18 protein-coding genes and 2 pseudogenes are annotated in these 19,497 nt (G+C 62.8%); 8 read left to right on the top strand and 12 right to left on the bottom strand.

Features of this window, described 5'->3' with window-relative positions; translation table 11 throughout:
* The 7 genes from GRI47_RS12730 to rpe all read right to left on the bottom strand — a co-directional run bounded on the left by GRI47_RS12730 (window position 1) and on the right by rpe (window position 8,541).
* A complete protein-coding gene (locus GRI47_RS12730) occupies window positions 1-801 on the bottom strand; it encodes a crotonase/enoyl-CoA hydratase family protein (RefSeq protein WP_160661731.1) in 801 nt (266 codons plus the stop codon).
* Complete coding sequence (gene dxs, locus GRI47_RS12725; RefSeq protein ID WP_160661730.1) at window positions 798-2,720, bottom strand: 1-deoxy-D-xylulose-5-phosphate synthase; 1,923 nt, start codon at window positions 2,718-2,720, stop codon at window positions 798-800. The genes GRI47_RS12730 and dxs overlap by 4 nt, the downstream gene beginning before the upstream one ends.
* Window positions 2,721-2,824: 104 nt before the next feature.
* Window positions 2,825-3,292: a Fur family transcriptional regulator gene (locus GRI47_RS12720; RefSeq protein ID WP_160661729.1), complete on the bottom strand. Its 468-nt coding sequence runs from the start codon at window positions 3,290-3,292 to the stop codon at window positions 2,825-2,827.
* 61 nt (window positions 3,293-3,353) lie between these two features.
* Window positions 3,354-4,025 (bottom strand): peptide-methionine (S)-S-oxide reductase MsrA, encoded by a 672-nt coding sequence (gene msrA / locus GRI47_RS12715; RefSeq protein ID WP_160661728.1) that lies wholly within the window; start codon window positions 4,023-4,025, stop codon window positions 3,354-3,356.
* Between the two features lie 261 nt (window positions 4,026-4,286).
* A complete protein-coding gene (purH, locus tag GRI47_RS12710; protein ID WP_160661727.1) occupies window positions 4,287-5,876 on the bottom strand; it encodes a bifunctional phosphoribosylaminoimidazolecarboxamide formyltransferase/IMP cyclohydrolase in 1,590 nt (529 codons plus the stop codon).
* Window positions 5,877-5,881: 5 nt separating this feature from the next.
* Window positions 5,882-7,858: a heparinase II/III family protein gene (locus GRI47_RS12705; protein WP_237452792.1), complete on the bottom strand. Its 1,977-nt coding sequence runs from the start codon at window positions 7,856-7,858 to the stop codon at window positions 5,882-5,884.
* Entirely contained in the window at window positions 7,855-8,541 is a 687-nt protein-coding gene (gene rpe / locus GRI47_RS12700) for a ribulose-phosphate 3-epimerase (protein ID WP_160661883.1), read from the bottom strand. The genes GRI47_RS12705 and rpe overlap by 4 nt, the downstream gene beginning before the upstream one ends.
* A 314-nt stretch (window positions 8,542-8,855) precedes the next feature.
* Between rpe and GRI47_RS12695 the strand changes: the two genes are divergently transcribed.
* Window positions 8,856-9,359: a DUF2141 domain-containing protein gene (locus GRI47_RS12695; RefSeq protein ID WP_160661726.1), complete on the top strand. Its 504-nt coding sequence runs from the start codon at window positions 8,856-8,858 to the stop codon at window positions 9,357-9,359.
* A gap of 9 nt (window positions 9,360-9,368) precedes the next feature.
* Here GRI47_RS12695 and GRI47_RS12690 read toward each other — a convergent pair whose 3' ends face one another.
* Entirely contained in the window at window positions 9,369-10,277 is a 909-nt protein-coding gene (locus GRI47_RS12690) for a hypothetical protein (protein ID WP_160661725.1), read from the bottom strand.
* Between the two features lie 12 nt (window positions 10,278-10,289).
* Window positions 10,290-11,360 (bottom strand): diacylglycerol/lipid kinase family protein, encoded by a 1,071-nt coding sequence (locus tag GRI47_RS12685; RefSeq protein ID WP_160661724.1) that lies wholly within the window; start codon window positions 11,358-11,360, stop codon window positions 10,290-10,292.
* A gap of 164 nt (window positions 11,361-11,524) precedes the next feature.
* On the opposite strand from GRI47_RS12685, the pseudogene GRI47_RS15080 reads away from it, so the two are divergent.
* Both GRI47_RS15080 and GRI47_RS15075 read left to right on the top strand, forming a co-directional pair.
* Window positions 11,525-11,830 (top strand): annotated as a pseudogene (locus GRI47_RS15080) (AAA family ATPase); the annotation flags it as partial.
* A 142-nt stretch (window positions 11,831-11,972) separates the two neighbouring features.
* Entirely contained in the window at window positions 11,973-12,179 is a 207-nt protein-coding gene (locus GRI47_RS15075; protein ID WP_237452833.1) for a hypothetical protein, read from the top strand.
* Here the strand turns inward: GRI47_RS15075 and GRI47_RS12675 are convergent.
* Window positions 12,176-12,571 carry a hypothetical protein gene (locus GRI47_RS12675; protein ID WP_160661722.1) on the bottom strand — a complete coding sequence of 132 codons (396 nt, stop codon included), beginning with the start codon at window positions 12,569-12,571 and terminating at the stop codon, window positions 12,176-12,178. The genes GRI47_RS15075 and GRI47_RS12675 overlap by 4 nt on opposite strands.
* Window positions 12,572-12,929: 358 nt before the next feature.
* Here GRI47_RS12675 and GRI47_RS12670 point away from each other — a divergent pair.
* Window positions 12,930-13,151: pseudogene (locus GRI47_RS12670) on the top strand (nucleotidyltransferase); the annotation flags it as partial.
* Window positions 13,152-13,187: 36 nt separating this feature from the next.
* Here the strand turns inward: GRI47_RS12670 and GRI47_RS12665 are convergent.
* Complete coding sequence (locus GRI47_RS12665) at window positions 13,188-13,727, bottom strand: hypothetical protein (protein ID WP_054527112.1); 540 nt, start codon at window positions 13,725-13,727, stop codon at window positions 13,188-13,190.
* Window positions 13,728-13,778: 51 nt separating this feature from the next.
* Here GRI47_RS12665 and GRI47_RS12660 point away from each other — a divergent pair, with 51 nt between their 5' ends.
* Complete coding sequence (locus GRI47_RS12660; RefSeq protein WP_160661721.1) at window positions 13,779-14,846, top strand: hypothetical protein; 1,068 nt, start codon at window positions 13,779-13,781, stop codon at window positions 14,844-14,846.
* Window positions 14,847-15,100: 254 nt separating this feature from the next.
* Here the strand turns inward: GRI47_RS12660 and GRI47_RS12655 are convergent, their stop codons facing one another.
* Window positions 15,101-15,616 carry a hypothetical protein gene (locus GRI47_RS12655; protein ID WP_156323767.1) on the bottom strand — a complete coding sequence of 172 codons (516 nt, stop codon included), beginning with the start codon at window positions 15,614-15,616 and terminating at the stop codon, window positions 15,101-15,103.
* Window positions 15,617-16,158: 542 nt separating this feature from the next.
* On the opposite strand from GRI47_RS12655, the gene GRI47_RS12650 reads away from it, so the two are divergent.
* From GRI47_RS12650 to GRI47_RS12640, 3 genes are all read left to right on the top strand, one after another.
* The gene (locus tag GRI47_RS12650; RefSeq protein WP_255351898.1) at window positions 16,159-16,479 is read left to right on the top strand and encodes a transposase; all 321 of its coding nucleotides are present in this window, start codon (window positions 16,159-16,161) and stop codon (window positions 16,477-16,479) included.
* Between the two features lie 87 nt (window positions 16,480-16,566).
* On the top strand, window positions 16,567-18,321 hold the full coding sequence (locus GRI47_RS12645; RefSeq protein ID WP_054527110.1) for a copper resistance system multicopper oxidase: 1,755 nt from the start codon (window positions 16,567-16,569) through the stop codon (window positions 18,319-18,321).
* Window positions 18,318-19,493, top strand: a complete 1,176-nt coding sequence (locus GRI47_RS12640) for a copper resistance protein B (RefSeq protein ID WP_054527109.1) — start codon at window positions 18,318-18,320, stop codon at window positions 19,491-19,493. The genes GRI47_RS12645 and GRI47_RS12640 overlap by 4 nt, the downstream gene beginning before the upstream one ends.
* The last annotated feature ends 4 nt before the right edge of the window (window positions 19,494-19,497 follow it).

Raw genomic sequence — 19,497 nt, 5'->3', positions numbered from 1 at the left:
TCAGGCCCCGGTAAAGCGCGGCGGCCGCTTCTCGATCAACGCATCGACCCCCTCGGCATGGTCCGCCGTACTGTGCATCAGCGCCTGCGCATTCGCGGCCATTTCCAGCGCGGTGTCGTAACTGGTTCCGCGCCCCTGCCGCATCAGGGTCTTCGCCTGTCGCAAGGCATGGGGCGGCATAGCAGCGACCTTCTCTGCAAGCGCCCGCGCCTCGTCCATCAGCGCCTCGGCCTCCACGACGCGGCTGACGAGACCCCAATTGACCGCTGTCGGCGCATCGATAAGGTCGCCGGTATAGAACAGCTCCGCCGCCCGCGCCTCGCCGATGATGCGCGGCAGGATCCAGGTCCCGCCATCGCCGGGAATGATCCCGAGCTTGAGGAAAGTGACGCCGAACTTCGCCTTGTCGCTGGCGAGGCGCATATCGGCGAGACAGGCGAGATCGCAGCCCAGCCCGATGGCAGGCCCGTTGACCGCTGCGATCAGCGGGACGCGCAATCCGTAAAGCGCACGCAGCACCTTGTGGATGTTGTTGCGATACCCATCCGCGATCTCGGGAGCCGTGCCGCCGAAATTGCCGGTCTTCTCCTTCATCGCCTTGATGTCACCGCCCGCGCTGAACGCCCGCCCCGCCCCGGTAAGGATCACGCAACGCACGCCCATATCGGCGTTGATCGCATCGCAGGCGGCGGCGAATTCATCCCCATCGCCCGCCGCCCCGAGCGGGTTCATCGTATCGGGACGGTCGAGGGTTAGGGTGGTGACGTGCCCTTCGCGCTCGATCCGCAGGAGGTCGCTCAAGCCCGCGCCTCTTCCACGCCTGCCGAATTGTAGCGCAGCGCGGCCAGCACCGTATCGACGATCTGCGGCGCATTGAGGCCCGCCTCGTCATACTGCTTCATCGGATCGTCCTGATCCTGGAACATGTCCGGCAGGCGCATGGTGCGCACCTTGAGGCCATTGTCCGTCAGGCCGGTGTCGCTGGCGAAGGTGAGGACATGTGCGCCGAGGCCACCCACGGCGCCTTCCTCGACCGTGACAACGACCTCGTGGCTGCGCATCAGTTTCTCGATCAGATCGGTGTCGAGCGGCTTGGCGAAGCGCATGTCGGCGACTGTGGTGCTGAGCCCCTTGGCCTCCAGCTGGTCGGCGGCCTTCTTCGCTTCTTCGAGCCGCGCGCCCAAGGACAGGATCGCGACCTTCGATCCTTCCCGCACCACGCGGCCCTTGCCGATTTCGAGCTTCTGCGGCGTTGCGGGCATCTCCACGCCCACGCCGTTGCCGCGCGGATAGCGGAAGGCGATCGGCCCGTCGTCATATTCGGCGGCGGTGTAGGTCATGTGGACCAGCTCCGCCTCGTCCGCAGCTGCCATGACGACAAAATTCGGCAGCGTTGCCAGATAGGTCACGTCGAACGATCCGGCATGGGTGCTGCCGTCCGCGCCGACGAGGCCCGCCCGGTCGATCGCGAAGCGCACGGGCAGGTTCTGGATCGCCACGTCGTGCACCACCTGGTCGTAGGCGCGCTGGAGGAAGGTCGAATAGATCGCGGCGAAGGGGCGCATCCCCTGTGCGGCGAGACCCGCTGCGAAGGTCACGCCGTGCTGTTCGGCGATGCCGACATCGAAGGCGCGGGTGGGATGCGCCTTGGCGAACAGGTCCACGCCCGTGCCCGAAGGCATGGCGGCGGTGATGGCGCAGATGCGATCGTCGGTTTCGGCGAGCTTGGCCAGCGTCTCGCCGAACACGTTCTGATAGGCGGGCGGCCCGGCCTTGGACTTGGCCTTTTCGCCCGTTACCACATCGAATTTCGGCACGCCGTGATATTTGTCGGCGCTGTTTTCGGCAGGGGCATAGCCCTTGCCCTTGGTGGTCACGACATGGATCAGGACCGGACCCTGTTCGCTGTCGCGCACGTTTTCGAGCACCGGGATGAGGTGTTCGAGATTATGCCCGTCGATCGGGCCGACATAATAGAAGCCCAGTTCCTCGAACAGGGTGCCGCCGGTCGCCATGCCGCGCGCATATTCCTCGGCCTTTTCGAGCCCGCCCCACACGCGGCGGCCGAGCTTCTTGGCGATCTTCGAGGCCATCGTCCGCAGGCCGAGATATTCGCTGCTCGACACCATGCGCGCCAGATAGGCGGAGAGGCCGCCCACGGGCGGCGCGATCGACATGTCGTTATCGTTGAGGATCACGACCAGGCGATTGCCCGCCTGTTCGGCGTTGTTCATCGCCTCGTAGGCCATCCCGGCGCTCATCGCGCCGTCTCCGATCACCGCAATGCCGCGACCGGGCTTGTCCTGCAGCTTGTTCGCCATGGCAAAGCCGAGCGCCGCGCTGATCGAGGTGCTCGAATGCGCCGCGCCGAAGGGGTCGTATTCGCTCTCGCTCCTTTTGGTGAAGCCCGAAAGCCCGCCGCCCTGACGCAGGGTGCGGATACGGTCCCGCCGCCCGGTCAGGATCTTGTGCGGATAGCATTGGTGGCCGACATCCCAGACGAGCTTGTCCTGCGGGGTATCGAACACGTAATGGATCGCCACGGTCAGCTCGACCACGCCGAGCCCCGAGCCGAGATGCCCGCCGCTGGTGCTGACCGCGTCGATCATCTCACTGCGCAATTCGTCGGACAGCTGGCGCAGCTGGTCCTTCTTGAGCTGGCGAAGGTCGGAGGGAAGATCGACAGTGTCGAGCAGGGGGGTCTTTGGCGGTGAATTCATAACGTTCACCCTTAGACCCGCCATCCGGCCCTGTCGATAAGGCGAGCTGTCGGCGCGGCGTGAGCAATTCGTGAGCGGGCGGTGAAGCCGCGCTCAGCCTTTCGTCATGCGGCGCAATTGTCGCATAACCCACGCAATTCCACCACCGGGCGGACATCGGCGAAGCCCGCATCGTGGCCCGCCGCGCGCAGCGCACCCGTTACGCGCTCGTCATCGAGATGCGTGGCCTTGCCGCAATCGTCGCAGATCAGGAAGATACAGTCGTGCCGGCAGCCGGGATGGGTGTTGACGAGATAGGCATTGGCGCTCTCGATCCGGTTGGCGAGGTTGCTGCGCACGAACAGGTCGAGAATGCGATAGACGCTGTTGGGCGCGACCCTTTTGCCGCGCGATCGCGAGAGATTGTCGGCGATGTCGTAGGCGGAGGCGGGGATTTCATGGCGCGCGAGTTCCTCGAACACGGCCTGGCGCATCCCGGTCCATTGCTCGCCCGCTTCGGTCAGCGATCCGCGCGCGGCCTCGACCAGCGCGTCGCCGGAGTGTTCTTCATGTCCGTGGTCGTGATGCGTCATGCGCGAGACGTAAGCTGCACAAGGCCCGCCTGCAAGTCGCGCGCGCTCCGCCCGGCTTTGCTCAGTCGCGCTGGAAGCTCGCGCTGTAGACCCCCGGATAGAGCCGCTTGAGCGCCGCGATCTTGGGCGCGTCCCAGCGCTGGATATAGCCGTGGTTCGGATTCTTCGCGGCGAAGTCCTGATGATAGGTTTCAGCCGGATAGAAGGCCTTTGCGCGCACCACATCGGTCACGATCGGCTGCGACCATTTCCCGCTTTTTGTCATCTGCGCGAGATAGGCCCTGGCTACGGCGAGCTGTTCGTTCGACATCGGCACCAGCTTGGCATCGTAATGCGCGCCGCGATCGGGGCCCTGGCGGTTCTTCAGCGTCGGATCGGCAATGACCGAGAAGAAGATGCGCAGCAATTGATCGTAGCGGATGACGGAGGGGTCGTAGGTGACCTTCACCGCTTCGACATGGTCGGTGATGCCCGACGATACGAGATCGTAGCTCGCCTGACGCTTCGTACCGCCGTGATAGCCCGAGACCGCGCTTTTCACGCCCTTCACATGGCTGAACACGCCCTCGACACCCCAGAAGCAGCCGCCCGCGAAGATCGCGGTCTTGAGGCCGCTTTCCCTGGCGGTGCGCTCCGCCTGCGGCGCCGCGACCACGCCTTCGGCGGCGTTGGCAACGCCGCACCCGGCGAGAGTCAGGCTCGCAGCGAGGAGGAGGGCAGCGTGTCGTCTCATGCGAACAGCGTGGTGACCGCGTGGCCGAGGCCGGGATTGGTCAGCGCGACCGCAATCCCGCCCAGCAGGAAGCCGATGCCGAAATTGCGATAGAGGTCGGAGGTGAAGAGGGGCATGGTGGTTATCTTTCTCGTGTCTTGCCCATGTGGGTACACGCGCCGGGATTGCCACCCGGTTAATCGAAGCTGCAATGTTGATGAACGCGCGGCGAGGCGACCCGTCAGGGCGGCAGGTCGTCCGCGCGTCACTCAGAGGTGGGGATCAGTGCCGGAAGTGGCGCATCCCGGTGAAGACCATCGCCAATCCGTGCTCGTCGGCAGCGGCGATGACATCCTCGTCGCGGATCGAGCCGCCCGGCTGGATGATCGCGGTCGCGCCCGCTTCCGCCCCTGCCAGCAAGCCATCGGCGAAGGGGAAGAAGGCGTCCGACGCGACCGCGCTGCCCTTGGTGCGCGATTCGGCCCAATCATAGGTTTCGGCAGCTTCCCTGGCCTTCATCGCGGCAATGCGGCTGGAATCGCGGCGGTTCATCTGGCCCGCGCCGATCCCGGCAGTCGCACCGTCCTTGGCATAGACGATGGCGTTCGACTTGACGTGGCGCGCCACGGTCCAGGCGAACAGGCAGTCCTTCAGTTCCTGCTCGCTCGGCTGGCGCTTGGTGACGATCCTGAGATCCTCTTCCGAAATCGCGCCATTGTCGCGCGTCTGCACCAATAATCCGCCCGCGATCACCACCTGGGTGACGCCGGGGCGGCGCGGATCGGGAAGGCCGTCGGTGATGAGAAGGCGCAGATTCTTCTTCTTCGCGAAAGCCGCACGCGCCGCCTCGTCCGCACCGGGGGCGACGACGACTTCGGTGAAGATCTGGCAGATCGCCTCGGCAGTCGGGCCGTCGAGCGGCACATTGGTCGCGACGATCCCGCCGAAGGCCGAGACGCTGTCGCATTCGAGCGCGGCATTCCACGCATCGAGCAGATTATCCCGCTGCGCGACACCGCAGGGGTTGGCGTGCTTGACGATCACGACCGCCGGATCGCCACCCGCGAATTCCGCCGCCAGTTCGAGCGCGGCATTGGCGTCGTTGTAATTGTTGTAGGAAAGCTCCTTGCCCTGGACCTGTTCGGCCTGCGGCAAGCCCTTGGCGACGACGCGCTGCGGCACGTACAGCGCGGCCTTCTGGTGCGGATTCTCGCCATAGCGCAATTCGCCCGCGAGACTGCTCGCCATCGCGCGCTTGGCCGGGAACATCTCGCCCTGATCGGCATAGGCGAACCATTGCGAAATCGCCGCGTCATAGGATGCGGTGGCGGCAAAGGCCTTCGCCGCCATGCGCTTGCGGAAATCGTATCCGGTCGCGCCGTCCTGCGTTTCCAATTCCTCGATCAGCGTGTCGTAATCGGCGGGATCGGTGAGGATCGTGACGTAGCGGTGGTTCTTCGCGGCGCTGCGCACCATGCTCGGCCCGCCGATGTCGATATTCTCGATCACTTCGTCCCGCTCGGCACCCTTCGCCACGGTCGCTTCGAAGGGATAGAGATTGACCACGACCAGATCGATCGCGCCGATATCATGTGCTTCCATCGCGGCGGCGTGATCCGCATCGTCGCGCACGGCGAGCAGGCCGCCATGCACCTTGGGATGCAGCGTCTTGACGCGCCCGTCCATCATCTCGGGAAAGCCGGTCAATTCGGACACGTCCTTCACCTCGAGCCCGGCATCGCGCAAAGCCTTCGCCGTGCCGCCGGTCGACACCAGTTCGACGCCGCGCGCCGCGAGGCTCTTGCCCAGTTCCGCCAATCCGCTCTTGTCGGACACCGAAAGCAGCGCCCGTTTGATCGTCACGTCCGTCACAAAATCTATCCCATTTTCTTGAGCAGCCAGGGGAAGGAGCCCCCGCCGCGCGAGGTCAGGCCCTCGACCACCAATTGCTGGATCGGCTGCGGGCGGCCTTCGCCATCGACCCACAGGCTCTCCTCGATACCCAATTCGCCTTCGACTCCGCCAAGCCGCAATTGCCAATAGCTGCCATCGGGCAGGGCCAGGCCGGCGCCGCGCCGGTCCTCCGCCAGCATCAGCTCGATATGCGGGCCGATGTGGAACCGGATGGCGAAGCCGATCTTGCCGCGCTGGCCGCGTTTCTTGGCGGGTTCGAGGATATCCTCGCCGCGCAATTCCCCGCCATCGCTCGACAGCATCAGGATGCGGCGATGAATCAGGCCGAAGCGCGAGGCATAGCCGTCATGGCTCGCCTCCAGCCGCTCCGCCTTGCGCTTGCCGCTATCGACGAGAGAGCGGGTGAAATCGACCTCCTCGACACCCTTGCCGATCTGGCCCTTGATCAGGATCGCGGTGCTGTTGGCATCGTCCAGCACCAGCGTCGAATGCGCGGCCGTGGCGCGCAGGCCCTGTTCGATGCGCACCGGGACCTGCCCGCCCGCCAATTCCGCGCCGCCGCAATTGACCACGATGCGCTGGTCGCCATGCGAGAATTCGAAGGCCAGCGTGGACGCGCAGCCGAAGCGGGCATGGCGCGGGCGCGGCGGCGGGGCGGCGTCGAACTGGAGGACGCTGCGCGCGCCCCCCGATATCTGGCCGCTCGCCAGCTGATAGCCCCATTGGCGGCAATCCCTCGCCGGACGGGCGCGCACACCGCTTGCCGCGATCAGCGCCTCGACAGCGGCTGCGGGCGTCGCCGCCGCGCCCTGCCACGATCCAAGCCCGCCATCGCCATGACGCAGCGCCAACAGAGGCGGCACCAGCAGACCGAGCATCGCCTCGATCGCAGGCGGAGGCGTGCGCCCCACCGCATCGTAACAGGCGGTCAGATCGACCAGCAGAGCGATCGCATCCATCTGCGCGAGCGGGCTGCGCGACAACACGCCGCCATCATCGCTCACCGCCTCGCCCAGAGCGTGCAGCATCCCCGCCTCGCCATAAACGCGCCGCGCGCGCCCATCGGGCAGCAGCAGGCCGGCAGCCACGATCGCGCACCAGCCGGTCAGCGCGCCGAAGCGATCTTCCGCCGATTCGACATGGCGATCGAGCCAGCGCGCGGTCTGGACCATCGCTTCGAGCAATTGCGGGCGCAGCGCGGGTTGTTCGCCCGCGAGAAGGAAGGGCGCGTGCACCAGCCACGCGATCAGGCGCTGACCGGCACGCTCCACCGTCCAGGCGGGGCCCTTGGTCCCTTGCGGATTGGCATCGAGCCAGGCGCCCAGAATACGCTCCGCCACCGCGGCGCATTGTTCGCGCGGGGCGCAGGCTGACAGGTCGCGCAGCCAGCCGAACCCATGGACGCGGCGCGCGAAGGGCGGCGTCAGGCGCGCGGCGGGGCCGAACTCCATCTGCGCGATCGGCGCGCGTACGCCGTTGACGAGGAAATGCCCGGCTCTGAGCGCCATGCCCGCGCCGCGCTCGCCGATCCCGCTTTCGCCCGATAGCGGGCTCTGGACTGTCGCCAGCAGGCGCGGCTTTGCGGGCTTGCGCAGGGGAGACGCCAGCAGGGTCGGCGAAATGCCCACGCGATAGGCCCAGCGCAGCATGGCATCGAGCGGGCCGGTGCGAGGCGGCGCGAAATCGGCAAGCGCGAGCGCGCGGCTGGGTTCGATCTGCGCGGTGTCGTCGGCGAACCCGGCATCCCGACCACCGACCGGATCGGCAACCAGAGCGTGGGGCTCGCTGCCCTCGAAATCGTCGAAGGGAAAGGCGCTCTGCGCGCGGCTCTTCTCGTCCCCGGCACCGTCCCTGCCATCCTCCCCACGCGCAGGGCCGGATACCGCTTCGCCGGATCGCGCGCGTTCGGCTCGCCCCATGGTCAGCGAGCCGTCGCTCATTGGGCGCTTTCCCCGGCGGCCTTGAGCGCGGCGATATTGCGCGCATAGCAGTCCGCCCCGCCCTTGAAGGTGGCCGACCCGGCGACGAGGACATCCGCCCCCGCCTCCACGCACAGCCTCGCGGTTTCGGCATTGACGCCGCCATCGACCTCGAGATGGATTGTGCGGCCCGAACGCGCGGCCTCCCGGTCGATCCGTTCGCGGATGGCCGCGATCTTGGCGAGCTGCGAATGGATGAAGCTCTGCCCGCCGAAACCGGGATTGACGCTCATCACCAGAACGAGATCGACGAGGTCCATCAGATTGTCGAGCACCTCGACCGGCGTGCCCGGATTGAGCACCACGCCCGCCTTCTTGCCCAGCCCGCGAATCGCCTGAAGCGTGCGGTGGATGTGGGGCCCGGCTTCGGGATGGACGGTGATGATGTCCGCCCCCGCCTCGGCAAAGGCCTCCAGATACGGGTCGATCGGGGCGATCATCAGATGGACGTCGAACGGCTTGTCCGTTTGCGGGCGCAGCGCCTTCACCACCGCCGGGCCGATCGTAATATTGGGGACGTAATGCCCGTCCATCACATCGACATGGATCCAGTCCGCGCCCGCCGCGTCGATCGCGCGCACTTCGTCTCCCAGCTTCGCGAAATCGGCGGAGAGGATCGAGGGGGAAATGAGCGGCGCGGCCATAACGAACTCGGACAAGCGGTCTGTGGACGATCCGGCACGAGGGGCATTGGGCCGACGCGGAAACCGGATACGCGGGCGTGCGCGCTCGATAGGAGCGCGGGGGGCCACATCGCAAGCGGTTACCGTATCCTTATCCACCGGATCGACAGGAACGCGCCCCAGATCGAGCTGTGAAGGGCCTGGTCCGTTTGCGAGGCAAATTCAGCCGCAATTCAGCGCCCGCTTGCTAGTTACGGCCCATATCCAGCGCATCACCGGCTCCCGATCGCCTCGGCGAATGGTCGGCGCGCGCGACACGAACGAACGGAATGTCCATGTCTTTTCTTCACTCGACCAAGCGCGCGGCCCTGCTTGCCGCAGGGGTGATGGCCCTGACGGCGCTCGGTTCCGCCACGCCCGCATCGGCGCAATATGCGCAGGAATTGCGCCACGACCCCGCGCGGTGCAGCAGCGGCTCTGCCGTGTGGGTCACTATCGAAGGGATCAGACCGGGCGGCGGCACGCTGCGCGTCCAGTCCTATCGCGCGACGAAGGGCGACTGGCTCGAGTCGGGTCGCTGGCTCAACCGGATCGAACTGCCCGCCCGCGCCGGATCGATGCGGGTCTGTATGCCGCTGCCCGCCAGCGGCCATTACGGGATCGCGGTGCGGCACGACGTCAACAATAACGGCAAGACCGACCTGTCGACCGATGGCGGCGCGATGTCGAACAACCCTTCGCTGAACATCTGGAACCTCGGCAAGCCGAGTTACAAGAAAGTGGGCTTCGATGTCGGGCGCGCGCCCACATCGATCGCGATCACTATGCGCTATCGCTAAGTTTGGGCGCTATCGCTGACGCGAACCCGCGCGGCGGCGCTTGCGCCACAATTCCCAGGCCGCACCCGGCATGGCGAGAAGGGGATGGCGCGCGCGGAACGGCGTAACCTCGAGCGCGATTCCGGTATGGCGTTCGAGCTTCCACGCGCCATAGGCCGCCGCATTGTCGAAAGTGGTCGTGGCCTTGGCGAGCCGCAGGATGTTGAGCGGTTTTCCGAGCCGCCTGCGCTTCTTCCACCAGGCCAGAATCGCACGGCGCGGCTGGGGCTCCAGTTTGGGGGCGAGTTCGTCCCCGTCGCGCGCGAAGGCGATCCCCGCATCCTCCCAGGCAAGCGGCAAGAGCCCTTCGAAATGGGCGGCGTTGGCGGCGAGGATCGAATCCTCGCGCCCCGGCGGTTCGACACGAAATTCGGCAGCGTAGGTCGCCCGGAACAGCGCCTTCCAATAGGCGCTCGCCGATGCTTTCGATGGCCCCAGAGCTGCTGCGAGCCGCCCGGCCGTGCGCGCCGCGCCCGCCACGGCGGCAATGACCTGTCCGCGCGCCCCGTCGTTCCTCGCCCAGACCAGCGCGCTCGGCTGAACGAAGCGCGCCCAGATCGTGGTGTCGCGCGACTGGCCTCCCGCCGCCCTCGCGAAGCATTCGAGCGACAAGGTCGCCGTCTTGGCACGCAACGTTACGCCATCGACCACCCGCTCGTGATACCCGACGCGCGGCCAGATCCGCTCCTGCTGGCGCCCCGGAAGCAGGAGATAGAAATCGAGCACACCCTCGAGCGATCCGGTGCGCAGGTTCGACCCGTAAAACAGCACCGCATCGGCCCCCTCGTCCTCGGCGAGGGCCTTGGCGAACGCGGCCACCTCCTCGCGCACCGACGCGGCGAGGCTGTGCGTGATGCGGGTTTCGAGCGTCTCGCTCACGCGCTCACGCCCTTATGCGCTCACGAAGGTCAGCTCGGGCCCCTGCGCGACCAGATAGCGGCCCGCGGGAAACGCCTCGCCATCGAGGATGAACTGGTCGCCGATCTCGAATTCGAACGAATCGACGTCGCGCTGGTGATAGCCGCCGCGCTCCAGCCAGCCGGGGCGCCATCCGGCGAGGATCAGCGGCAGGCTCGCCATCATGCGTCTGCGCGCGCGATCGAGCACGGCGAGCTTCAATCCTGCGCGCTTCGTGCCGAACATCTTCAGGCCCAGCGGCATCCGGTGAAGCGTCGAGGCCATCAGGATCATCCGGCGCGCGGGGTCGCCATGGCCCGAATGCGCGAGAATCTCACCGCCGGGAAACTGCCGGACCGTCATTTCGACCCCGCGCCGCCAGGGATTGTCGTTCGCGCCGAACATGCCCTGCACCACGCCCCAGGCGCTCGTCATGCCGACCGCCAGACTGTCGAACAGACCCATGGAGTGCGCCTCCTGCCCCGCGCGCACGCCGAGAGTAAACGCTCCCGCGCCAAGGATGAAGCCGCGCACGGGCAGACGCTCGCTTTCCGTATCGAGCGCGCTGATGTCGAGCGGGCGGCGGGTCACCCGGCTGCCGGTATGGAAGGCGTCGATCGCCTGCGCGAGCGACCAGTCGGGCGGCGCACCGATATCGACGTTCAGCGCATTGGTCTTGCCCTTGGGCAGCACGGCGAGGACCGGCCAATCGTCACCGAACACGCCCGCGCCGCAGGTCAGCACGTCGCGCACCGTGCCATCGCCGCCGCTGATGATGAGGTAATCGACCCCGCGCGCGGCGAAATCGGCGAGGACTTCGATGATCTTCCCGCGCTTTTCAGGCGTCGCCAGAATCACGCGCTCGCGGTCGCCGATCGCGAGGTCCTGGCCCTTGTTGCGATGGCTGCGCGGATTGTAGATGACGCCGACGAGCGGCCCGTCCGCATTCGCGTCGCCACGCCGCCCGGACGCATCCGAGCGCCCGACCGCAGCCGCGCCCCCACCCGACCCGCGTCGCGAGTCCTGGTCCGGCATGTCGCCGAATTCGTGGATGGAGCTGTTCATCGAACCATTCGTGCCTGAAAACCCGCCGGGACAGACCCGATTTCGCGCACAATTGCAATGCCGCGCCAACACCCGACCCTGATCGCAACGCGCCCGATGCGGTGTAAGGGGTTCCGTCGGCCACCCCCTCCAGCTTCTAGGATGAGTCCTATTACCGCCTCTGCGTGGACATAGGCAGCCATACCGCCCGCACCGCTACCGCCGCCGAGCTGCTCGGCCAAGCGGGCGATGTCGAACGCAGGTGCGAGGCCTGGATCGTGGACGAGGCTTCAATGCTCTCGGCCCGCGACAGCGAGGCGCTGCTCTCCCAGGCCCGCGAGGCCGAGGCCCGTCTGATCCTGGTCGGCGACGTGCGCCAGCTCGGCAGCGTCGAGGCAGGCCGAGCCTTCGGGCAGCTCCAGGAGCATGGCATGCCCACCCACGTCCTCGACCAGATCGTGCGCCAGACCAACACCCACACCAGGAAAGCGGTCGAGGCGATCCTGGCAGGCGAGGCGGCGCCCGCGTTCGAGGCCATCGACAAGGGCGGTGGACGGATCGTCGAGCAGGGCGACGATGCACTGCGCTATGTGGCCATGGCACTCCGCCCAAGGCGCTACCGCCGATCGCGTGATGGCGCATCTGGAGAGCTTCCGCGCCAATACCGTCGATGCTCCGGCGGTCTATGTCGCCATCAGCAGGGCGAAGGATGCGGTCGCGCTCTACACCGACAGCCGCGCCAGGCTCACCGAAGCGCTCGGTCTACGCGATGGCGCACAGATCGGGGCGATCGACGAGGCGCGGCGGGAGGCGGAGATAAAAGATTTAGTCCACGATTAGATAGGAGAGAAACGGCCATTACAACGGCCATCTCCACATATCTCTAACGTCAGGTCGCGTATCTCTCCATGATAATACCAGGCTGATACTTGCGCTTCTTTTTCCCCGTTTCTTGCGCAGTCAGCAAAGATTATGTGCGACTTCGACTTATGCTCAGAGGGAAGCAGGGTCATCGCATTTTCCTCCTGAACACAAAGTGCAATCGCATTTTGCACCACACTCTTTTGCAGCAGGATTGCTTGGCTCCTGTCCTCGCCGGACTTTATATAACAGCTCTCATCCTTTGCGCAATTTACCAATCGATCACGCAGTAATTCGCGAGAAGGAACGTCAGTTCCAACGCAGCTGGCCAACATCGCAAGTATAGGGATAGTTGCCGGTGCGAGATTCATGGCCTAATCCTATTTGCGGGATTAATTCTACCCTGAAAATTGCCAGTGATCGTTCGATTTGGCTTTGCGAAATAGGTTCCTTGCGGACCAACTGCTCCCATCACTCGTGTGACGCCGTCACGGAATGCATTTCGACCACCTCCATCGAAATTCCAATTCATCGTCTGCACAGGGATCGTGCCAGTCGCATTTATCTCGTAATGTGTTTCAGTCGCGACAATATCACCGGTCCACTCGATGGCATAATTCCCAATAGCATTGTTCGGGTCAGCGATTGTTGTGAATGTAACTGGAACTGGTTCTCCCGTGGCTAACGAAGCTTTCGCTGCGAGCGAGAGTGACGACCCCGCAATGTTTCCGTTCACTGCATCGCTGGCCGCGCGACACAAAAAAGGATCGCGCGCGGTTCGAGAAACTTAAGGAAGCCTACGTAAAGGCGCGCTATTCGAAACACTACCGCATCACCAAGGATGAACTCGATTGGCTCGGCGAGCAGGTCGAGGAGCTGGGCCGGGTCGTCCACGAGGTCTGCACTGAGCGCCTCGGAAAGCTCAAGGCCGAGTTGGACGCAACAGGCTAGGTGGAAAGGACGTCCTGCATTCCCACTAGGGGTAGTCTAGCTCTTCTTTTTCCTGCCTTTAGCGTTGGTAGCTTTCAACACCTTCTTTGCCTTTGGCACCTTCGAGCTTGTGAGTTTTTCTCCGCCAAGCACGAACTCGGGCTCCCACGGGATGACCAGCTCGTTCACGATTTCACGCGATAGATTGACCAGTTCACGCATCTCCCGCTTGCTTGCGAACGCGCCTTGGTGAACGATGGCATTGCGCTTCTTGTTCAACCGCTCGGAGCGCTTTTTGAGCTTGCCGAGCGCCTTCTTTCGCACCTCGTCTCGCTCCGCCGGAATGATCAAGCGGCCAAATTTCCCATCGATGCCGTTTGCCCACCTCAGTAGCGAATCCACAAACTCCGACGAGAATTTGCTCTCGCTTTCGAAGCGCTTTCGTATGGCGATGTTGGCAGCAATCTCAGCAGCAGTTGCAGCCCTTACGATCGCTGCTGACCACTCCTTCCGGCGCTCGAGTATCCCGTCGATCTTCTTCCACTGAGACCGAAGCTTTTCGAGATCATCACGATCATCATAAGGTGTCTTGCCCATGTATCGCTGATCGCATGAGCGTCACGGAATTAACAGTGCTAGAAAGTCTGCATGAGCGACAAAGAAACAAAGATCACGTTTGGCGGACGCCAGGCGCGCGCCCTCTGCAATATGAGTCATCCGGCGCGCCTCGACTTCATTTCCGAAGGCCTTCCAATCATACTTCAAAGCGCGCAGGGCTTTTGGCGAGCAGCTGAGGCATTGGCGGACGGCCCGCGCGAGGCAGCAGTGCTCACAGGCCTCGCTGAAGAAGAGGCAGCGAAGGCGCTTATCCTAATCGATCTGGTGCGTTGCCCGGTGCCCGAGGTTGGCAAGCGGATCGGTCGGATCGTTAAGAAGACGCTCTACGATCATCTTTCTCGTATGATCTATGCCAATGCCCAGTCATGGCGGCCAACAAACATCGCCCAGCTGCAGGAGTATGTCGACAACGAGCGACAAGGCCACCTTCTCGAAGGAGGCATGAGCGAATACATCGTTCCTAATTGGTCGCTCTATCTGCGTGAGAGTACAATGTATGCCGACATCGAGGTCCACGAAGAAGGGATACCGCAATGGAATGATCCCAATCGCTGGGGCGGATCCACGGTGACTATGCGCCCCATCGCATTGCAGATTGTCGAAGCCCTTGAGGCGCTGGGGGTTCTAACCCGTGCAGGCCTTCAAGCTACAGACCAGGACCACGGGAAGCACGATATCTCGCCTGCGGCTGCGCAAGCTGACCGCGCTCGATTGCCTGTGACGATGCCCCGTAAATCCGATAGCGACATGTGCCGCGAGCGCTACAGCACCGCCTCATTGCAGAGCGATGCCGGCGCCGATGAGCACGGAAGACTGCGCGGCGTATCAGACCTCAACCGCTACTTCGCAGACCAGCGCATGTTAGCGTCGAATACTGTCCCGATACCTGGTATGGAGGAGAAATGGCGATGGCGAATACTTCCGGAAAATCGAAGCCAAATAAGACCGCGAGATAAAAGCAGCGCCGTCGGCCCGGGCTGCAGGTGGTTGGTTTTGTTGAGGTTTTACCGACGGCTCCCGAACATCCCTGGCGGCGGTCGGCGCAGATTGTCATGGGTTTTCAACGGACCAAGCGACGGCGCCCGCGCTCAGGGCTGAAGTGGCACAGACAAAGCGGGAGAGATTAGTCAGGGATTACAGGATGTTGTAGCGCGGCTGAGCCGGTCTGTGCCGCAGATTCCGTAATGGTACGCTAGCGGCACAGAAGGTGCGCACCGCCAAATCAGCGACAAATCACTGATCTAACGCAGCTTCATCAACAGCAGGCGCTGTGTACGGTGTGGGCCCTAAAGTTTCCCACATTTCGAAAGGCGATCCGGTGACAAATCCGGTTCGTTCAATAGGGCTGCAATCTACTCAGTCGCAGTTGAAAGTGGCTCGCTTAGTTGAAGCACGTCCTCCAAATTCTGGTATGCTCGATGTGGCAAGTGAGCCTTGGCCCATTCCAGTCCGGCAAACTGAATGTCAATTTCGCATCGACTCTTTGGCCATAGCAGGAAGCGGTGCTGTAGTTCGCCGTTGTTACCCAGATCGAATTCAACGAAGCGTATACGAGTTGATCTAAAGTCTAGAGCCGTGCCGAGGTCCTCGCCAAAATAGCGAAATGAGCTGCTCGCATACGCAAGAGAGAGCACAAAATACCCATGCAGATTGTCTCCCGCGATCAAATCTAATTTCAATTCAGCTTCCCCAGATTGCACTAGCAACCGGTCAACCAGCGCCCCACGTAGATCAAATTCTCGTACGAATTTTACCAAAGGTATCCCGCATTGATCAGACGCGAGCTTGACCACTCTCAAGTGCTCTGACGATATCTTGTCGGTTTCAACGTCATCTAGCGTAGACCAGTCATGGGTGAAAAAACGCATTGGCAGTTACCTCGGTGGTTTCCAGCCATTCCCGACAAGCCAGTTCCGGACAGAATTGTTCACCTACCAGATACCGTGCTTCCAAGTGCCATCGCGATTAAGAGCGCGACCATCCTTCAATTCGATATGATCCTTCTCATACGGCCCTCGCCCCTTGTCCACTCGATCAATTTCTCGTGGGACTTGGCCACGCTCCACTTGCCGTTGAATGTTGCCCGCTGAGCTTGGCGAACCCCTTACTGTGCCCGCAGCAGCAGCTGCAGTGCCACCGGTCATCGTCAAATCGACATTGTAGAGCTGCTTGAAGGCAGATTCGACACTGTTGGCAAGATCGCGACCGAAAGTAAGATCGCTTTCCTTGCCGATGACGCTCGTGCGGGTCGAAACGGAACCGTCGGAATTGGTCGTCTTTGTTCGCAGGAAGACTTTGTCGACGCCGTCGTCTGTCTGCGACGCCGTGCAGGATTGTACTTTCCCATCCTCAACCGAACAGGAGACAGTAATCGATTCCCCTGTCGGATCAGTCCCATTATCCGGACCGTTTGCGATTACAAGGGCGCGGCACTGATGATCGAGGCCTTGCCCAAGGTCAACGCGTTGCTGGCCGACCGGGGTGCGATGCCGACTGGTTCCGCGATGCCTTGGCCGAGCGCGGCATTGCCGCCCGTATCCCGTCAAAAGCCAATCGAAGGGTACCAATCCTGCACGATCCGGTGCTCTACCGCCAGCGCCACAGGATCGAGAACATGTTCGGCAAACTCAAGGACCGGCGCCGCATCCACACCCGATACGACCGATCCGCCCACACCTTCATCTCCGCCATCTGCATCGCCGCAGCCGTCATCTTCTGGCTCAATCAATGAGTCCTGAGCCTAGAAAAAGATGAGGGTTAGTCCGATCCTCCGCGTATGTGTTAAGTGAATGGCATTTTGAGACGAGGGGCTGGTACTATGATCACCGTTAATCGACGCAAACTTCTTGGGGCAGGAGCTACCGGAATGGGTCTGCTGGGCCTGGCCGGTGCGGTTCCGGCTTGGGCTCGCGGTGGTGACCTGCTTTCCGGGGTTGCTCGCAAGGGCTTTGATGAGGTGAGCGGCTCCAACATAGACCTGACAGTTGCCCGCTCGGCTTTCTCCACTGGCAACAGGCGTGGCGGCGCGATTGCCGTCAATGGGAGCATCCCGGGGCCGCTCCTCCGCCTGCGTGAGGGGACCACCGTCCGCCTCAACGTTCACAACCAGCTAGAGGAAGATACCTCGATCCATTGGCACGGGCTCCTGGTCCCCTTCCAGCTCGATGGTGTGCCAGGCGTTAGTTTCCCCGGCGTCAAGCCGGGTGAGACCTTCACTGCAGAATTCCCCGTGCGGCAATCGGGCACGTACTGGTGGCATTCGCACAGCGGCCTGCAGGAACAGGCGGGTCATTATGGTCCGATAGTTGTCGATCCGGCAGGACCCGATCCGGTGCAGGCGGACCGCGAATATATCGTGGTGCTGAGCGAATTCAGCGAGACAGATCCAAATGTGCTTTACGACAAATTGAAAAAGAGTGCTGATTATTTCAACTACGAGCAACCAACATGGACGGATGACTACCCGCTTAGTGGAGCACAGAGAAGGAATTGGGCAAGGATGCGAATGTCGCCCGTTGATATATTAGATATTACGGGATCCACGTTCACTTATCTCATCAATGGCCACGGACCGGCGGACAATCTTGAATTCAACTTCCAGCCCGGCGAACGCGTTCGATTGCGTTTCATAAATTCTGGTGCCGCCACCTATTTCAACATCCGTATACCCGGTCTCCCTATGACCGTGGTTCAGGCCGATGGGCAAAATGTCGAGCCGGTCGAAGTGGATGAATTCCAGATAGGCATTGCAGAAACTTATGATGTGATTGTGACCCCGGGCAATGACGCCGCTTACACGATGGTAGCTGAATCGATGGACCGGTCTGGCATGGGGGTTGCGACACTAGCGTCTGCGCCCGGCGCGCGCGCAGCGATTCCACCGCTGCGCGACCCGCCGTTGCTGACCATGGCAGATATGGGCATGGGCGGCATGGCCGGTATGGCTGGTATGGGGGGCGGCTCAGAAAGCATGCCCGGAAATTCGAGCGGCCAAGGAGCGGCCCGACCGGGAATGCGCGATACGTCCAGATTGCCAGCGGACGTCGAGGTGGGCCCGGGGCTTGCAATGGTGTCAGCAAACCCTGTCGACCGCACCGGAGACCCAGGCGTTGGCCTTTCCGATGTCCCGCACCGAACGCTCAACTATCGCAAACTGCGCGCGCTCACCCCCAATGCTGACCGGCGGATTCCCTCGCGGCGGATGGAACTCCATCTCACCAGTAACATGGAGCGCTACATGTGGTCGTTCGACGGCAAGAAGTTCTCAGCCGTCTCCGACGACCCGATCCGCTTTGCCTATAATGAACGCGTGCGTGTCAAGCTGATCAACGACACGATGATGACGCACCCGATCCATTTGCACGGGCATTTCTTCGAACTGGTCAATGGCGCGCCCGCCGACCGGCAGCCGCTGAAGCACACGGTCAATGTCCAGCCCGGCGGTAGTGTGGAGTTTGACCTGACCGCTGACGAACCCGGTGACTGGGCCTTTCACTGCCATATCCTCTATCATTTGGTCGCCGGGATGTTCCAGATCGTCACCGTTGCCAATCCTGCCGGAGACGAAGCATGAAGACTTTTGTTGTAAGCACGATCGTATCGCTCGCTGCGGGAACCGCGTTGGTATCGCCGGTATCGGCACAGCAGCACACCGGGCATGACATGGCTCAGCCACAGCAGAGTGCGGGGCAAGCAGCGCAGCAATGTGCTCAAGAGGCACAGCGCCATCGCGCAATGGGCCACACCGTCCCGGATGGCGCCTGCAAACCTAAACCTGAAGCTGAGGTCGAAATGGATCATGGGAGCATGGATCGTTCGCAGATGAACCACGGTGCGATGCCTATGGCCGAAGGGCAAACGGGCATGGCGATGCCCATCAACCAATCCGGGCAGCAGGTCCCAAGGATGGATCACGGCACAATGACCGATGCTCCAGCACGCGCGCAGGGCATGCAGGGTATAGACCACTCCGCTATGCAGATGAATTCCGGCGCTGACATTCCTCTACTTCCTCCTCCGCCCGAAGCCGGAAGCGGGCCTGCCCGCGCGGCGATTCCGATCTGGGGCGAGGAAGCCATGAACGAAGCCCGGCAGGAACTGATCCGCGAGACCGACGGCGGCAAGCGACTGTGGATCCAGGGCGACCGCCTCGAATATCGTGCGCGCGAAGGCACGGATGGCTATTTGTGGGATGTTCAGGGCTATTATGGCGGCGACATCGACAAGTTCTGGTTCCGATCTGAAGGCGAAGGTGCGTTCGGCAATAAAGTTGAAAGTGCCGAGGTTCAGGGACTGTGGAGCCGGGCCATTGCCCCCTTCTTTGATTTCCAGGCAGGTATCCGCCAGGATTTGACCGGACCGAAGCGGACCTATGGTGTGGTCGGCTTTCAGGGTTTGGCTCCCTACAAGTTCGATATTCTCGGAGCAGCGTTTCTCTCTAACACCGGAGATATCACCGCTCGTTTCGAGGCTGAACTGGACCAGAGAATTACCCAGCGTCTGATTCTCACGCCACGGGTGGAGGTTAACCTTGCCGCTCAAGACGTGCCCGAATTGGGCATCGGCGCCGGCATCGACCGGATCGAACCGGGAATTCGCTTGCGGTATGAATTCGTACGCGAATTTGCACCCTATATCGGCATCGCTCAGGGTTGGAAAGTTGGCAGAAGCGCCGATTTTGCACGCGCGGCTGGCGAAGACCCGAGCGTGACGAGCTACGTAGTTGGTCTCCGGTTCTGGTTCTAAGTTT

It is taken from the genome of Qipengyuania pelagi, assembly GCF_009827295.1.
In the GTDB taxonomy this organism is placed as follows: domain Bacteria; phylum Pseudomonadota; class Alphaproteobacteria; order Sphingomonadales; family Sphingomonadaceae; genus Qipengyuania; species Qipengyuania pelagi.
The sequence above is the reverse complement of the archived record's forward strand: the minus strand, read 5'-3'. Positions and strand labels throughout refer to the sequence as shown.

Coding starts and splice junctions, on each gene's coding strand:
- rpe (WP_160661883.1), bottom strand. CDS start 8,541: ATGGCCGCGCCGCTCATTTCCCCCTCGATCCTCTCCGCCGATTTCGCG.
- GRI47_RS12645 (WP_054527110.1), top strand. CDS start 16,567: ATGATCACCGTTAATCGACGCAAACTTCTTGGGGCAGGAGCTACCGGA.
- dxs (WP_160661730.1), bottom strand. CDS start 2,720: ATGAATTCACCGCCAAAGACCCCCCTGCTCGACACTGTCGATCTTCCC.
- msrA (WP_160661728.1), bottom strand. CDS start 4,025: ATGAGACGACACGCTGCCCTCCTCCTCGCTGCGAGCCTGACTCTCGCC.
- GRI47_RS12640 (WP_054527109.1), top strand. CDS start 18,318: ATGAAGACTTTTGTTGTAAGCACGATCGTATCGCTCGCTGCGGGAACC.
- GRI47_RS12675 (WP_160661722.1), bottom strand. CDS start 12,571: ATGAATCTCGCACCGGCAACTATCCCTATACTTGCGATGTTGGCCAGC.
- GRI47_RS12665 (WP_054527112.1), bottom strand. CDS start 13,727: ATGGGCAAGACACCTTATGATGATCGTGATGATCTCGAAAAGCTTCGG.
- GRI47_RS12695 (WP_160661726.1), top strand. CDS start 8,856: ATGTCTTTTCTTCACTCGACCAAGCGCGCGGCCCTGCTTGCCGCAGGG.
- GRI47_RS12660 (WP_160661721.1), top strand. CDS start 13,779: ATGAGCGACAAAGAAACAAAGATCACGTTTGGCGGACGCCAGGCGCGC.
- GRI47_RS12720 (WP_160661729.1), bottom strand. CDS start 3,292: ATGACGCATCACGACCACGGACATGAAGAACACTCCGGCGACGCGCTG.
- GRI47_RS12685 (WP_160661724.1), bottom strand. CDS start 11,360: ATGAACAGCTCCATCCACGAATTCGGCGACATGCCGGACCAGGACTCG.
- GRI47_RS15075 (WP_237452833.1), top strand. CDS start 11,973: ATGGCGCATCTGGAGAGCTTCCGCGCCAATACCGTCGATGCTCCGGCG.
- GRI47_RS12655 (WP_156323767.1), bottom strand. CDS start 15,616: ATGCGTTTTTTCACCCATGACTGGTCTACGCTAGATGACGTTGAAACC.
- GRI47_RS12705 (WP_237452792.1), bottom strand. CDS start 7,858: ATGAGCGACGGCTCGCTGACCATGGGGCGAGCCGAACGCGCGCGATCC.